This window comes from Streptomyces sp. Je 1-79, from assembly GCF_025195125.1.
Classification (GTDB): Bacteria; Actinomycetota; Actinomycetes; order Streptomycetales; family Streptomycetaceae; genus Streptomyces.
The window spans coordinates 618,942-633,842 of sequence record NZ_JAMGSL010000001.1 but is presented as its reverse complement, the minus strand read 5'-3'; the positions used below and the strand labels follow the sequence as shown (position 1 = coordinate 633,842).

Genomic DNA, 14,901 nt, shown 5'->3' with positions numbered 1-14,901 from the left:
TGCTGTGACGAGGCGGCCGCGTGACAGGGAACCGCCTGGAACGTAAACCCGTCGTTACTCCCCAGTCAACTACCGTGCAGTAGATAGGTGTTGGCGGGGCGCGAGGTACGGGATGTCAGGCCTCGGTCACCGTGTCGGCACCGCCACCGGCCCCCGTGAACGGTGACACCACCACGTGCACCAACGTGTCCAGCAGGCGTGGCAGCTGCCCGGTCCGGCCCTCGTCGACCGCGCGGTGCACCGCCGCGTGGACGGCCCCGACGACGGTGTCCACCAGCTCCGCCCGCTCCACACCTGGCGGGGCGGGCGGAGCGTCGACGAAGAACCGGCGGAAACTGGCCAGAAGTTCCGCCCGTGCGCGGCGCCCGGCCGGCCCCGTGGACTCGATCTCGACGACCATCCGCGCGAAGGCCGGGGTCTGCGACAGGAGCGCCAGCATCGTACGCAGTCCTGCCCGCACCGCCGTCGGCCACGAGGCCGCGCCGCCCGCCTCCTCGTACGGCCTCTGCATGGCCCGCACGACCATCTGCGTACCGCTCCGGTACGCGGCGAGAACCGCGTCCTCCTTGCCCGTGAACAGGGCGTAGAACACCGGCCGGGTCACTCCGGCGGCCCGGCAGATGTCGCTGATCCGGGCGCCGGCGTACCCGTGTGCCGCGACCATGCGGGCGACCCCGTCCAGCAGCCTCTCGCGCTGCCTCGACGCCACCTGTTCCGGCGTCAGCCGACGGGGACCGGGGCGCAGGGAGCGCTCCGGGTCGCGGCCCGTTCGCGCGCCGGGCAGCGCCTGCCACTCCTCGGTCGGACGAGCACCCATCACCGGCCACATCCCCCCAGGGCTGTTGACGTCACATACTCGAGAGGATTACAACCCTGATGGGTTTTCCTCTCGTGTGTGCGGTCGGCGGCCCGGTCCCCCGGGGACACGGACCCACCCGGCACCGCACACCGGACAGCACCGCACACAGCACCGTGTATCACGCTCTCGTCGCGTCCCGCGACACGTTGGGCCGATCCGTGGCGCCGGACCGGTCCGACAAGTGAACCCCACCGCTCTGCTCGTCCCCTTCGAGCCGCACTCTTCCCTCGCCACCGGCTGCCCCGGGCCACCCACGCGTGCCCGCACCGGGGGGTGTCCCCGCATCCCCCGGGCAGAGCCGAGTTCCGCTCCGCCACCCTGGTACGAAAGGACCCCACCATGAACAAGCGTGCCGTCTTAGCCTCCGCCGGAGCCGCCCTCGCCGCCGTCCTGGCCGTCACCCACCCGGCCACCGCGGCCGGCAGCGTCCTGACGACCGGCAGCCCCTCCGGGCCGTCCGTCGCCGTCGGCGACGTCCTCGCCGCCTCGCTCGCCTCCGGCAGCACCGCCAAGATCGCCACCACTTCCGGCGGGAGCAGCGGCATCACCTGCAACGCCTCCGCCTTCAGCGCCACCGTCACCAGCAACCCGGCCTCGCCCGGCACCGCGACCGAGACGCTCACGTCCCACACGCTGAGCACCTGCACGACCAACATCGTCGGAGCGACCGGCGTCCAGAGCATCACCGTCAACAACCTGCCCTACACCACGGCCGTGACGTCCGGCGGCACGCTCACCGTGACCGCCGGCAGCGCGGGACCCATCCAGACCACGCTGAAGATCAACACCATCCTCGGCGTGACCACCTGCGTCTACCGGGCGACGAGCCTGACGGCGACCCCCTCCAACGCCGACAACTCGCTCGCCTTCGCCAACCAGCAGTTCACCAAGGCCAGCGGACCCGGCACCTGCCCCGCCAACGGCTTCTTCACGGCCAAGTACGGCCCGGTCAAGGACTCGACCCAGGCCGGCGCGCCGGTCTTCGTCAACTGACCGGGGCAGCCTGACACCCCAAGCCCGTCCGGAAGCGCACCTGCGCTCCCGGACGGGCCTTCGGTCATCCCCCCGACGTCGGGCTCCCGTGCTTCGGCTGCCGGACCGACGGCCCGGGCAGCCGGGCGACTGCCCACCGGGCTCGGGAGGACTCGTGATCGCCGAGGTGCTCCAGTGCGCGGCTCAGCTCCCGAAGCCGGTCCGCATCCGGGCCGGTGTCGTCCAGCATGCGGATCAAGGCGGTCCTGGCGTTCTCGACGCGGTCCTGCCGCTGAGCCAGGTCGACCCAGGTGAGGTCGTTCTCGGGCCGCCGCGCCTCCTCGGCACGGGCCCACCGCACGGCCCCCGCGCTGTCGGTGATCTGCCCGGCGGTGGCCTCGCGCAGCAGCGGAACGTCGCCGTCCTGGCCGTGCGACGCCACCGGCATCGCGGCCGGCCACCGCTCCTCGTACCTCTCGGTCCGTACCGCGTTCTCGCGCTCCAGCAGGAATCGCAGCAGCGGCAGATCACCCTCGCGCCGATCGGACCGCGCCGCCCGCAGCACCCCCGAGCGCAGCACCGGATCCGCGGCCGTCTCCTCCTGCGCGGCGGATTCGCCGGAGCGCATCCGATCCAGCGCTTCCCGTCCCGGGGCGAGGACGACGTCCCGCAAGGGCTGCCGGTAGCGCTCCTCCAGCCGGTACGCGCACAGCTCCTCGGAGTTGAGCAGGAGGTGGTCCGGCTCGGTGCGCCGCGTGGCCGACTCCGACAGGGCGAAGAGCTCGACGAGCGGCCGGTCCGGGAGTCCGAGGCCTCGATCAACGCCGCCCTCTGCGCGTCCAGTTCGGGGGCGAACTCCTCCCGCGCCTCGGCGTCCCCCTCGCGTACCGCGGCGAGCAGCCCCTCCTCGTCCAGCCCGGCGGCGACGTTCTCGCACCACCAGGGCAGCCGGACGAGGATCTCCAGCGCCTCGGCGACGGTGTCGCCGAGCAAGGACGCGTACCCGTCGGAGGACGCGTGAAGCACCGCCGTTCCCCCGCTCAGGAAGTACGTGCCGCCCGTGTCGTCACCGGCGATCGCCTCCAGTGACGCGCCGGACGCCAGGTGGACCGGCTCCACGTGGTACGCCCGGTCGATGTCGAGGGCATCGAGCCGGCCGTCAAGGCCTCACGCATTCATATCCTGAACACATCAGGTGAGTTGGCGGGCCCTGAGGGGAGTTCGGGACATTGATGGCGTGAACTCTTGACGGCTGCGCGGGCTGGCGGTTGACTCGCCGCACCGTGCCCGGAACCGGTTCCGGAAACGGTTCCGACACCGATGTCACTCCCCCGACGCGGAGGCCCCGATGCGTGTCACGATCGCCGACGTCGCACGTCAGGCGGGCGTCAGCAAGACGACCGTCTCCCGCGTCCTGAACACCGGGGCCGAGGTGGACTCCACCACCGCGGCACGCGTTCGTGAAGTGATCGACGTACTCGGTTACGTCCCCAGCTCGGGAGCCGTCGGCCTGGCACGCGGCAGCAGCCGCACCATCGGCATGCTGACGCCGTCGCTCACCTGGCCGTGGATGAGCGAGGTGCTCCAGGGGGTCGTCGACACCGTCGAGGCCGCCGGCTACGGCCTGTTGCTCTTCACCTGCCACCGGGGCGCTGACTCCGTCCGCCACTTCGCCGGCCAGGTCTCGGCCCGCGCGTTCGACGGGCTGCTCGTCGTCGAGCCGGAGAACACCCTCGACACGATCACGGCGATGCACCGTCGGGGGCTGCCTGTCGTGCTGATCGACGACCGAGGCCACCAGCCGGCGTTCCCCTCGGTCGCCACCACCAACCGGGCCGGAGGCGCGGCCGCGGCGGGGCATCTGCTCGCCTCGGGCCGGGGCCGAGCGCTCGTCGTGACCGGTCGCCGCGACTTCGGCTGCGTACGCGAACGGCTGGACGGGTTCCGCGAGATCCTGCCCACCGATCTGGTCGCCGAGGGCGAGTTCACCGAGCAGACGGGCCACTTGGCCGTCCGGCGGGCGCTCGCCGAGGGCAGGGACTTCGACTGCGTCTTCGCGCACAACGACCTGATCGCGGCGGGCGTGCTACGGGCGCTGCGGGAGGCTGGTCGCCGCGTTCCCGAGGACGTGGCCGTCGTCGGCTTCGACGACATCCCCATGGCCCGGCACACCGAACCGCCGCTGACCACGATCCGCCAGCCCATGCGCCGGATGGGCGAGACCGCCGCCCGGCTTCTGCTCGCCGGGCTGGCGGGCGAGCCGATCCCGCACGAACCGGTCGTCCTGCCGACCGAACTCGTCGTACGACGCTCCGCCCCCGCACACGGATGAGCCGACTCAGGCCGCCCTTGTCCCGGAAGGCCCGGGCCCCAGACGCCCCGCACAGCCCGGGCCCCCTTCGTCCCGCCCCGCACGCCGACGCGCGCAACGCGTACCCCATCGCGACCGGAGCGCGCCCGAAGCTCCCCTGATCCCTCTCACCCCGTCCCGGCACGTCCCTGTCCCGTACAAGGAGCCGCAATGCCACGAACGACAGCGGTGATCGCCGTCACCGCTCTGCTCGGCACTCTGCTCACCGGAGCCCTGCCGAGTGCCGCCGCCGACGAGCCTCCGGGCGCGCCGGTCGCCGTCGACCGGTTCGAAGGGGAGATCCCCTTCGCGAACCCGCCCGCCGAAGGCCTCTTCACGTGGGGCAGCGACGCCGACGACCCGCCGAAGCTGCGGATCGCCGAGCGGGCCGACGCACCCGAGGGGGCGAAGGTCCTCGAAGGCGACTACGACATCAGCGGCTGGGGCGGGTTCAGCCACGACTTCGCCTTCGACAAGCCCGCCCACGACTGGACCGCCTCGAAAGGCATCCGATTCTGGTGGTACGGCCAGAACACCGCACCCCTGCCTCCCGGTTCGGGCAAGCGCATCCACTTCGAGCTCAAGGACGGCGGGGCCAACGGCGAGGCGTCCGAGCTGTGGACCACGTCGTTCACGGACGACTGGGAGGGCTGGCACCTCGTCGAGATCCCCTTCTCCGACTTCCAGTACCGCGCCGACTACCAGCCGGTGGGCGGGATCGACCAGATCCTCGGGCTCAACGAGATGTGGGGGTACGCGCTCACCCTGCCGCCCGGCTCCCCCGGCACCTTCGCCCTGGACGGGGTCGAGCTCTACGGCACGGCCGAACCGGCCCTGAACACCAAGGTCGTCACGGACGCCGCCGTGTACCCGGTCGGCGAGGGCGGCACGGCCGAGGTGAAGCTCTCCGTCGCCACGACGGGCTCCACCCCGCTCACCGAGCCGGTCACCGTCACGTACACCACCGAAGGCGGCAGCGCGCAGTCCGGCGCGGACTACACACCGGTCACCGGCTCCCTCACCTTCCCGGCCGGCACTCCCTCGGGCGCGTCCCGCTCGATCGCCGTCGCCACGAAGAAGGACCGTTCCGCCGAGTCGGCCGAGACGATCCCGCTCACGCTGGGCGTCACGGGTGCCAAGGCGCCCACGGAGAATCCGCTCGTCGTCGTGGACGCCCATGGGCTGCCGTATCTGGACGCGAGGCTTCCGGTGAAGAGGCGCGTCGCCGATCTGCTCGGGCGGATGACTCTCGCGGAGAAGGCCGGTCAGATGACACAGGCCGAGCGCAACGCGCTGCGATCGCCGGGCGACATCGCCTCCTACGACCTCGGCTCGCTGCTCTCCGGCGGCGGGTCGGTGCCCTCCCCCAACACGCCCGCGGCCTGGGCGAAGATGATCGACTCCTACCAGCTGCGCGCCCAGACGACCCGGTTCCAGATCCCGCTGATCTACGGCGTCGACGCCGTGCACGGGCACAACAACGTCATCGGCTCGACGATCATGCCGCACAACATCGGCATCGGAGCGTCGCGTGACCCGAAGACGGCCGAGCGGACCGGTGCCGTGACCGCGAAGGAGGTGCGCGCCACGGGCATCCCGTGGGACTTCGCTCCCTGCCTGTGCGTCACGCGCGACGAGCGCTGGGGACGCTCCTACGAGGCGTTCGGCGAGGACCCCGCGCTGGTGACCGCCATGGAGACCGTGATCAACGGGATGCAGGGCGCGCGTGACGGGCGTGACCTCGACCGTAACGACAAGGTGCTGACCAGCGCCAAGCACTTCGTCGGTGACGGCGGGACGGAGTTCGGCTCCTCGACCACGGGCTCGTACACGATCGACCAGGGCGTCACGAAGGTCACCCGGGACGAGCTGGAGGCGGTGCATCTCGCGCCGTTCGCCGAGGCCGTGAAGCGCGGGGCGGGCACGGTCATGCCCTCGTACTCCTCGCTGGACGTGCTGGGCGACGACCAGGGCCCGGTCAAGATGCACGCCAACGCGGAGATGATCAACGGTGTCCTCAAGGAGCGCATGGGCTTCGAGGGGTTCGTGATCAGTGACTGGCAGGCCATCGACCAGATCCCCGGCGACTACCCCAGCGACGTGCGGACGTCGGTCAACGCCGGTCTCGACATGATCATGGTGCCGACGAACTACCAGGACTTCACGCGGACCCTCAAGGACGAGGTGACGGCCGGACGCATCGGCCAGGCGCGGATCGACGACGCGGTGGCGCGGATCCTGACGCAGAAGTTCAGGCTCGGACTGTTCGAACAGCCCTACGCGGACACCTCCCACCTGGGCGAGATCGGCTCCGCCGCACACCGTGCGGTGGCGCGCGAGGCCGTCGCCAAGTCGCAGGTCCTGCTGAAGAACGAGGCGGGGATCCTGCCCCTGAAGAAGTCCCAGAAGGTGTACGTCGCCGGTTCCAACGCCGACGACATCGGCAACCAGGCGGGCGGCTGGACCATCAGCTGGCAGGGCTCGTCCGGCCGGACGACTCCGGGCACGACCATCCTCGAAGGGATGCGGAAGGCCGCGCCCGAGGCGGAGATCGCGTACTCCAAGGACGCCTCGGCCGCCACGGACGGCTTTGACGTCGGCGTGGTCGTCGTCGGCGAGACGCCGTACGCCGAGGGCTTCGGGGACGTGGGCAACGGCAACGACCTCGAACTGACCGCCGCCGACAAGACGGCCGTCGACAAGGTCTGCGCCGCGATGAAGTGCGTCGTCCTGGTGGTCTCCGGCCGGCCGCAGCTCATCGGCGACCGCCTCGGCGCGATCGACGCCCTCGTCGCCTCCTGGCTGCCGGGCACGGAGGGCGACGGTGTCGCCGACGTCCTCTACGGCGCGCGTCCGTTCACCGGGCAGCTCCCGGTCACCTGGCCGAAGTCCGAGGCGCAGCTGCCGCTCAACGTCGGTGACACCTCGTACGATCCGCAGTTCCCGTACGGCTGGGGTCTGACGACGCTCGCCGCGCCCCCGGCGGGCGGGGACACCGCCCTGCGGGCCATCGGCCTGGCCGCCAAGGTCCTCCAGGCGACGGGGCACGGCACGTCGGCCGAGGGCCGGCAGCTGGTCGCCAAGGCTCGGATCATCGTCCAGCAGAGGATCGGACAGCGCATCACGGAGGCGACGGCCAAGCCCTTCGCCGAGGCCGACCACCTGCTCCTCACGGGAGACCTGACGGGCGCGGTGGCGAAGCTGCGGACCGCGTACGGAGCAGCGGGCTGACCCCTGCCGATCCCTTCGGCGGCCGGTGCCGTGACGTGGACACCCACGTCACGGCACCGGCCGCTGGTTGGGGGGCGCAAGCGCACGAACCCGACCGGAGCGGCCCGCGTAAATGGGTTGCCCTTCGGCGATCGTGACGGATCGAATGACCGGCGTGGTCCCCCGGGCCCGCACGCCTACCACGCACCATGACGACGAGGCGGGCCGTCGGCCCGGCCGGTGTGTGACCGTCCAGCCCGCAACCACCCACCCCAAGGAGACGCCGCCCGATGTACACGCCGCCATCGCCTTCCGGAGAGGTGTCCACCGACGGTTCGCCCGTCCGGCTGGGCGCTCTCGTCCCGCTGACGCGGCCCGGCTGGGTCGAGGCGGGCCTGCACCTGCACGCCGGGCTCGAATTGGCCGTTCGCGAGGTCAACGACACCGGCGGGATCGACGGCCGGCCGCTGGAGCTGGTGGTACGGGACACGGCGGCCGATCCGGAGCGGGCGGCGGCGGCCGTGGAGGAACTGGCCGGCATGGGGGTCGCCGCCGTGGTGGGCGAGTACCACAGCGTCGTGGCCCGCGCGGCCGCCGCCAGGGCCGACGCCCTCGGCGTGCCGTTCCTCTGCTCCTCGGCGGTGCTCGACGCGCTGACCGAGTCGCCGACGGAGTGGGTCGCGCGGCTGCCCCCGGCGCAGTCGCACGGCTGGCGGATCTACGCCGACTTCCTGCTCGGCGCGGGCCGGAAGCGGGTCGCAGTGGCGTCGCAGGCGAGCGTCTACTGGGCCTCCGGGACCCGCGTGCTGCGGGAGCATCTCGCCGCCCACGGCGGCACGGTGATCGAGCTCGATGCGAACGCGCTCTCCCCCGAGGCCCTGTGCGACGCGCTCGCCGACCGGGGTGCGACGGCCCTCCTCCTGCTGGTCGGCCACCCCGAACCGGCGGTGCCCGTCGTCCGGGCCGTCCGGCGCGACCGACGGCTGGCGAACCTCCTGATCGGCGCTCCCGCCGGACAGCCCGAGTTCGCCGGATGGGCGGCGGCGCTGGGTGAGGACGGCACCGGGATCCCGTTCCTCCGCTACCTGCCCGAGCGCCTCGGCCCTCTGGGCGAACGCGTCGCGGAGCAGCTCCGCGATCGGCTCGGGGAAGCACCCTCCTTCGTCGCCTTCGAGGGCTGGGACACCGTCGCGGTCATCGCCGAAGTACTGCGCTCCCACGGCACGGGGCGGGCGGCGGTCGCCGCGTCATGGCCGCGTGTGGAGGTCGAGGGGACGCGCGGTCCGATCCGGTTCTCCCGTGCGCCGGGCATCGGGGTGTGGCAGTGGGTGTGGTCTCCGGTGAGCGTCGTCGACCGTGACCCGGCGGAACCGGGTCGGTTCCGCGTGCTCCACTCGGGCTGAGGGAAAGGCGTCTAGGGTCCGGACGCCCCAACCCGTGACACATCAAGGCGACTTGCAGCCCTGGCGGGCCCTGCCTCTAGCGGGTGCCGCCCGGCCGGGACGGCCACATGGCGGCGGTGAAGGCGTCGCCGTTCCGCCCGACCTCCAGGATGCCGGTGCCGCCGACATGGGCGGGGATCACCAGTTCCCCGACGGTGGCGGCCCTTTCGAGGATCCGTCGTCGGCTCTTCGCCGCGGAGGCGGGGTCCAGGCAGAAGCAGCTGTTGCAGGACGGCCCGAGGACCTGCACGGGGCTGTGCAGGACGTCGCCGACGAAGACGGCACGGTCGCCGCGGGACTCCAGTCGCAGCACGGCGGATCCGGGGGTGTGGCCGGGCGCCGACTCCAGGACGAGGTGCTCGTCGATCCGGTGGCCGCCGTCCCACAGCACGCTCCGGCCGGCGCGGTGCACGGGCGCGATGCTGTCCTCGTACACGAGTATGTCGTCCCCCTTCCTGCCCGCGCCCCCGGCGCTTGCCGGTCCGAAGTGGGCGTCGTCGGCTGCCGGGACGAGGTACTCGGCATGAGGGAAGGTCGGGACCCACTCCCCGTCGGCGTCGGTCGTGTTCCAGCCGACGTGGTCGGCGTGGATGTGGGTGTTGACGACGACGTCGACGTCCTCGGGCCGGATTCCGGCCCGTGCCAGGCCGCCCAGGAAGTCGCCCTGCCAGTGGTGGAACTGGGGCGAGCCGGGCCGCTCGCGCCCGTTGCCCACTCCGGTGTCGACGAGGACGGTCCGGCCCGCGCTGCGGAGGACCCAGGTCTGCAACGCCATCACGGCGTGGTCCGTGTCCGGCTCCCAGTGGTCCGGGGCGAGCCACTCCTCGTTGTCACGCCACACCTCGGCTCCGGACTCCGGAACCAGGCCTCGGGCCGGGGCGAACGCGCCCCGCCACTCGACGACCCGAATGACCTCGACGTCTCCCAGCATGATGCGCTGCGGGCTCTGTGTGTTGTTCATGCCCACGACCCTAGGAAGGTATGACTGAGGCTCTCAATGCCTGTGCTGCTCCTGTGGATACGCGGACGTCTCACTGGTGATCCCGGAGATACCCTTCCGTCGTGGATGTGGTGAGCGACGCGATCGCGACCGTACGCATGGGGCAGGCGGCCTCCGACCGGGTGCGGGTGAGCGGGAGCTGGTGTGCGCGGTTCGCCCCGTACGACGGCGCCGGCTTCCATGTGGTCCTCCAGGGCGGTTGCTGGCTGCTCCCGGACGGCGGCTCTCCGGTCTCGCTCGGCGTCGGGGACGCGGTTCTGCTGCCGCACGGCACCGGGCATGTGATCGCCGACTCCCCCGCCGACGCGGCGACCGTCGCACGGGCGACGCCGTTCGAGCAATGGAACGGTGGGCCGCCGGGCCCGCCCCGCCTCCCCCCGTCCGCCGCCGGAGGGGTGGAGCTGCTGTGCGGCAAGTACCGCCTCGACCACAGCCGTGTGCACCCGCTCATGGCGGAGCTGCCCGCCCTCGTCCATGTGCCCAACCGCAGGGGGGACCATCCCGAACTGCGCGCCGCCATCGATCTCCTGGGGGGCGAGCTGGCGGCGGGGCTCCCCGGTTCGGGCATCGCGGTCCCCAGCCTCGTCGACCTCCTCCTCGTCTACATGATCCGGGCCTGGGTGGCGCGCGACAGCGAGGGCGCGTGGTCGGCCGTCCTGGGTGACCCCGTGACGGCGGCCGCCCTGCGGGCGCTGCACGCCGATCCGGCCGCCGCCTGGACCAACGACCGGCTGGCCGCGGAGGCGGGCGTCTCCCGGCCCACTCTCGCGCGCCGCTTCACGTCCCTGGTCGGCCGGCCGCCCATGGCGTATCTCACCTGGTGGCGCCTGACCCTGGCCGCCACCGCGTTGCGCGACACCCAGGACTCCCTGACCGCGATCGCCCGCCGGGTCGGCTACGGAACCCCGTACGCGCTCTCGCACGCCTTCAGCCGCGAGTTCGGAACGACACCGGGGCGGTACCGCGCGGTCAGCTCCCGGTGAGGTAGCCGGCGAGTACCTCTCGGCCTCGGCGGAGATCGTCGATGCGTGCGTCGGTGGCGGCCAGTTCGCGGTCCAGGATCGCCCGGACGTCCACGCACCAGTCGAACTCAGGGAGTTCACCGCGCGCGCACGGCAGCACCGCCCTGATCACCTCCGTGGAAAGACCGGCGCTCAGCAGGGCACGGACCTGCCGGACGGTGGTCACGGCCTCCTCCGCGTAGTCGCGATAGCCGTTGGAGCCGCGTCCGGCTTCGAGCAGCCCCTGCTCCTCGTAGTACCGCAGCAGCCGTGCGCTCACTCCCGTACGCCGCGCCAGCTCTCCGATCAGCATGTGACCCGCCTCGCCCCTGTGCCCGCACTTGACCTTCGCATCGGTGTGAAGGCTTAACGTCCTGCCCGGGAACGAACATTCCGCACGACAGGAGAGACCGCATGACCTCGGTGACCCTTGCCGACGAGAACCCCGACGGCCTGACGGCGAGCGCCCGCTCGTTCCTCTTCGTCCTCGGCAGTTCCCGTGCGAACGGCAACACGGAGATCCTCGCGCGGGCCGCCGCCGAGCAGCTTCCGGAGGACGTCGCGCGCCGCTGGGTGAACCTGGCCGGGCTGGAGTTGCCCGATTTCCAGGACGGACGGCACGAGGCCGACGGCTGGGCCGCCGGGGAGACGGAGGAGGCGCTGCGCCGGGCGACCCTGGAGGCGAGCGACATCGTTCTCGCCTCGCCGCTGTACTGGTACTCCCTCTCGGCCCAGACCAAGCGCTACCTCGACTACTGGTCCGGCTGGCTGGCCGCGCCCGACACGGACTTCAAGGCGCGGATGGCCGGACGGACGCTCTGGGGCGTCTCGGTGATGGCGGACCGCGACGACGTCGTCGCCGGCGGGCTGGAGACCACGCTCCACCACACGGCCGCGTATCTGGGCATGCGGTTCGGTGGCCTGCTGTGCGGCAACGGGTCCCGGCCGGGGCAGGTGCGGGACGACGAGCAGGCGCTGATGCGCGCCAAGACCTTCTTCGATCGCGAGGCTCCGCTCGCGCGGTTCCCGTACGAGAGTGACTGAGCGGGGGCAGGTGCCGTGCGCGGGAAGGGAGTTGTGCGTTAACCGCGTGTGAACGAGGAATTTCCTACCGACCGGTAGACATGGCGTCGCGCAGGCCCGAATCTAGTCGCGAACATGCCAAACCGTCGTGTTCGCCCAGGCACGTCCTACCGGGCATGCCCTCGTCCACAGGAGATCCCCCACATGCATCGCCACCCTCTCGGCGTCAGAACCGCCCTGTCCGCCGCCGCGGCCGTCGGCATCCTTGTCGCTTCCCCCGCCACGGCCATGGCCGCGCCCGCAGCGCCCACTCCGGCTCCCGCCGCGACCACCGTCGCCGCCGGCACGGCGCGCACCGCCGCGCCCGCGGGCGGGGTCGCCGACCTCGCCGGTGTCGACTACGGCACCTGGCGGCGCGACGTCAGGGCGGTCGTCGACGCGGCGCGGCCGTACATCGAGCAGCGCAGCGCCGACGCCGACGGCGAGAAGCAGGCGATCGTCCTCGACATCGACAACACCTCCCTGGAGACGGACTTCCACTTCTTCCTGCACCTGCCGACCCCGGCCGTGCAGGACGTCCGCGAGCTCGCCCGCTACGCGCACTCCCGCGGCGTGGCCGTCTTCTTCGTGACGGCGCGCCCGGGCATCATCCACGCCCTCACCCAGTACAACCTGAAGTCCGTGGGCTACCCCGTCTCCGGCCTCTACGTGCGCGACCTGCCCGACCTCTTCGAAGAGGTGAGCACCTACAAGACGGCCAAGCGCGCCGAGATCGAGGCCCGCGGCTACACGATCATCGCGAACATCGGCAACCGGTCCACCGACCTGGTCGGCGGCCACGCCGAGCGGACGTTCAAGCTGCCGGACTACGACGGCAAACTCTCCTGACTCCGCCCGCGCGCCCCGGACCCGCCTGCCTTCACGGGCCCGCGGTCCGGGGCGCGCCCCTGTCCGGGGGCACAGCATCCGCCCGAGGAGCCGGTCCCGCACGGAGAACTGATGGCGCGCCACGAGCCCGACGTGGAGGGCCAGAGCGGTGAAGAACAGCACGTGTGCGGTGATGTGCACACCGGGCAGGTCGTCGCCCTGGGCGAGCAGCCAGAGCCCGGTCGCCGGCACGACGAGGGTGAGGGCGAGCAGCGCGTACTCCGTCCAGTGGGCGAGGCTCCGCTCGAACGGGGTGAGCGTCGGCGCCCACGGCGGCAGCGGCGTCGCGGCGCGCCAGCCGAGGCGGACCAGGCCCAGCGCGAGAACGGTGACGCCGAGCAGGACGTGCGCGGTGAACAGGGGATCGTCGCCGAAGGCCTCGTACTCCCCGCCCCTCCCCCGGCCGTGCCCGCTCCCCGCCCCCGGCCGCGCCCGCGCCCACGGCCGCTGGAGGCGTCCATGAGCAGGTACCCGATCGCGAACTGCGCGGCCATCGCCGCGACGGTCGACCAGTGCAGCACCTTGGTGACAAGGCCGTAGCCCCACGGGCCGTTGCGCAGCCGGGCCGGCCCCTGCGGTGGCGTCGTCATCCGCCCGGTCTGGCAGCGGCGTCGCGCACGAGGCCGCACCTGACCGTGCCCGACCCACGCGTGGCCGGTCCGGTCCGAGGGACGGTCCGGCGTGTGCCAGAGTGAGCGCATGCTCAGCTCTCTGGTCGGTGACGCCGCCTCGCCGTCGTGGTCGGTCAGGGCCGCCGCCGGACGGCGTCTGGCGGCCTACGCGGAGGACGCCGAAGTGGCCGCGGTGCTGCATCGACTGCTTCTGGACGGTCAGGACACGTTCGTCACCCAGGAGACGGCCGAGGGGCTGCTCGAACGGTGGGACGTGGTGGGCCTGCGCCTGGTCCTGGCGGCCGACGCCGTCGCCGACGACGACGCCGGCGATCATCTGCACGCCGCGCTCCTCAACGTCTGCCGTCAGTCCTTCGAGGACGAGGAGCGGCTCGAAGCGCTCTGTACGGCGTTGGCCTCCGACACCGATCCCGCCGTACGGGCGGCGGCCCGGCGCATCTTCGAAGCGTGAGCGGCACCCGGTGCGCCGACCGCGCGCCGGGCGTCAGCAGGTCGAGCGGACGTAGCCGGTCTCGCCCGCGGGGCGGACGCCGGTGTCGCGCAGGACGACGGAGAGGGTCCGGCCCCAGCCCTCGCACGCGCGCGTGAGGCCCGCGGGTTCGTACTCGATGACGAGCACCCGGTTGTCGTAGGCCGTCGCGTACGGGCCGCATTCGTCGTACTGACCGCACTCCTCGGCGACCGCGAAGTCGAAGCCGAGGCTCCGGCCCCGCGGGGCGAGGTCGGCGGCGTTCTTCTGCCCGATCGCGAGTCCGGCCGCGTGGGCGCGGTCGACGAGCAGCCGCGCGAAGGCCAGGTCGTGTTCAAGCGTGAGGCGTCCTCCGGAACGCTCGTACGAGTCGAGGTTGTCCGCCTCGACCGCCTGGTAGCCGGCGGTGGCGCAGCCGTCGATCCATGCGCCTACGACCGCGATCAGGCGCTCGCGCTTGGCCGGCGTGGAGACGTCGAACAGCGCTTCGTCCCAGTCCTCGTCGACGACCGGCTTCCCCGCGGCGTCCCTCAGGAGGAGGTCGGGGTGGTTCTCCTGCCACCAGCCGGTCGCGTCCGGTTGTGCCTGGAAGGCGTTGACGTAACAGATGTTGTAGAGCCCGTCCGCGGGCTTCGCCGTACGGTCGCGGGAGACGGCGCCCACGCCGGGGGGCGGCGGGTACGGCCCGCCGATCTGGTAGTCGAACCCGACGTGGGGTTCGGGCGGGACCACCACGCCGCCGGACGGCGGACGGGAGGTGGGAGCGGAGTCGCCGTCACCTCGTGTGTCGCCGGAGGACACGCATCCGACGGCCGTGGTGGCGAGGACGCCGACCATGGCCAGGGCCGGCAGCGCGCTGCGGAGGGGACGCGGAATGCGGGCGATCACGGTGCGGGACTCCTGGTCGTCGGTTCCTGGGCGGCGCACGACCGTCCGGCCGGGGACGGCCCGGGACCGCCGGGGACGGCCGAGGGCGGTGTGCGGCGCAGGGCCAACGGTACGGGGGCGGCCGGATC

General features: G+C 72.3%; 14 protein-coding genes and 1 pseudogene. 9 read left to right on the top strand and 6 right to left on the bottom strand.

The annotated features are described in order from the left end of the window. Nucleotides 1-115 precede the first annotated feature (115 nt). On the bottom strand, nucleotides 116-817 hold the full coding sequence (locus tag M5362_RS02640) for a TetR/AcrR family transcriptional regulator (protein WP_260225609.1): 702 nt from the start codon (nucleotides 815-817) through the stop codon (nucleotides 116-118). A 381-nt stretch (nucleotides 818-1,198) separates the two neighbouring features. On the opposite strand from M5362_RS02640, the gene M5362_RS02635 reads away from it, so the two are divergent. Beyond that, nucleotides 1,199-1,852: a Tat pathway signal sequence domain protein gene (locus tag M5362_RS02635; protein WP_260225608.1), complete on the top strand. Its 654-nt coding sequence runs from the start codon at nucleotides 1,199-1,201 to the stop codon at nucleotides 1,850-1,852. 64 nt (nucleotides 1,853-1,916) lie between these two features. Here M5362_RS02635 and M5362_RS02630 read toward each other — a convergent pair whose 3' ends face one another. Further along, a complete protein-coding gene (locus M5362_RS02630; RefSeq protein ID WP_260225606.1) occupies nucleotides 1,917-2,459 on the bottom strand; it encodes a hypothetical protein in 543 nt (180 codons plus the stop codon). A 105-nt stretch (nucleotides 2,460-2,564) separates the two neighbouring features. Between M5362_RS02630 and M5362_RS02625 the strand changes: the two genes are divergently transcribed. From M5362_RS02625 to M5362_RS02610, 4 genes are all read left to right on the top strand, one after another. After that, nucleotides 2,565-2,852 (top strand): hypothetical protein, encoded by a 288-nt coding sequence (locus tag M5362_RS02625; protein WP_260225605.1) that lies wholly within the window; start codon nucleotides 2,565-2,567, stop codon nucleotides 2,850-2,852. 327 nt (nucleotides 2,853-3,179) lie between these two features. After that, nucleotides 3,180-4,163, top strand: a complete 984-nt coding sequence (locus M5362_RS02620; protein WP_260225604.1) for a LacI family DNA-binding transcriptional regulator — start codon at nucleotides 3,180-3,182, stop codon at nucleotides 4,161-4,163. A 189-nt stretch (nucleotides 4,164-4,352) separates the two neighbouring features. Next, nucleotides 4,353-7,412: a glycoside hydrolase family 3 N-terminal domain-containing protein gene (locus M5362_RS02615; protein ID WP_260225603.1), complete on the top strand. Its 3,060-nt coding sequence runs from the start codon at nucleotides 4,353-4,355 to the stop codon at nucleotides 7,410-7,412. Nucleotides 7,413-7,681: 269 nt separating this feature from the next. Next, entirely contained in the window at nucleotides 7,682-8,794 is a 1,113-nt protein-coding gene (locus M5362_RS02610; protein ID WP_260225602.1) for an ABC transporter substrate-binding protein, read from the top strand. 76 nt (nucleotides 8,795-8,870) lie between these two features. Here M5362_RS02610 and M5362_RS02605 read toward each other — a convergent pair whose 3' ends face one another. Further along, on the bottom strand, nucleotides 8,871-9,794 hold the full coding sequence (locus M5362_RS02605; RefSeq protein ID WP_260225601.1) for an MBL fold metallo-hydrolase: 924 nt from the start codon (nucleotides 9,792-9,794) through the stop codon (nucleotides 8,871-8,873). A 101-nt stretch (nucleotides 9,795-9,895) separates the two neighbouring features. Here M5362_RS02605 and M5362_RS02600 point away from each other — a divergent pair, with 101 nt between their 5' ends. Then, a complete protein-coding gene (locus M5362_RS02600) occupies nucleotides 9,896-10,816 on the top strand; it encodes an AraC family transcriptional regulator (protein WP_260225600.1) in 921 nt (306 codons plus the stop codon). Here M5362_RS02600 and M5362_RS02595 read toward each other — a convergent pair. Beyond that, nucleotides 10,803-11,147: a MerR family transcriptional regulator gene (locus M5362_RS02595; RefSeq protein WP_260225599.1), complete on the bottom strand. Its 345-nt coding sequence runs from the start codon at nucleotides 11,145-11,147 to the stop codon at nucleotides 10,803-10,805. The two genes, M5362_RS02600 and M5362_RS02595, sit on opposite strands and share 14 nt — an antisense overlap. A 101-nt stretch (nucleotides 11,148-11,248) precedes the next feature. Here M5362_RS02595 and M5362_RS02590 point away from each other — a divergent pair, with 101 nt between their 5' ends. Next, nucleotides 11,249-11,878 (top strand): flavodoxin family protein, encoded by a 630-nt coding sequence (locus M5362_RS02590; protein ID WP_260225597.1) that lies wholly within the window; start codon nucleotides 11,249-11,251, stop codon nucleotides 11,876-11,878. Between the two features lie 183 nt (nucleotides 11,879-12,061). After that, nucleotides 12,062-12,745 carry an HAD family acid phosphatase gene (locus M5362_RS02585; RefSeq protein WP_260225595.1) on the top strand — a complete coding sequence of 228 codons (684 nt, stop codon included), beginning with the start codon at nucleotides 12,062-12,064 and terminating at the stop codon, nucleotides 12,743-12,745. 132 nt (nucleotides 12,746-12,877) lie between these two features. Here the strand turns inward: M5362_RS02585 and M5362_RS33250 are convergent. Next, nucleotides 12,878-13,597: pseudogene (locus M5362_RS33250) on the bottom strand (cytochrome b); the annotation flags it as partial. On the opposite strand from M5362_RS33250, the gene M5362_RS02575 reads away from it, so the two are divergent. Then, nucleotides 13,484-13,867: a hypothetical protein gene (locus M5362_RS02575; protein ID WP_260225592.1), complete on the top strand. Its 384-nt coding sequence runs from the start codon at nucleotides 13,484-13,486 to the stop codon at nucleotides 13,865-13,867. The pseudogene M5362_RS33250 and the gene M5362_RS02575 overlap by 114 nt on opposite strands. A gap of 33 nt (nucleotides 13,868-13,900) precedes the next feature. Here the strand turns inward: M5362_RS02575 and M5362_RS02570 are convergent, their stop codons facing one another. Beyond that, nucleotides 13,901-14,773, bottom strand: coding sequence for an endo alpha-1,4 polygalactosaminidase (locus M5362_RS02570; protein WP_374214390.1), 873 nt, complete (start codon nucleotides 14,771-14,773; stop codon nucleotides 13,901-13,903). Between the last annotated feature and the right edge of the window lie 128 nt (nucleotides 14,774-14,901).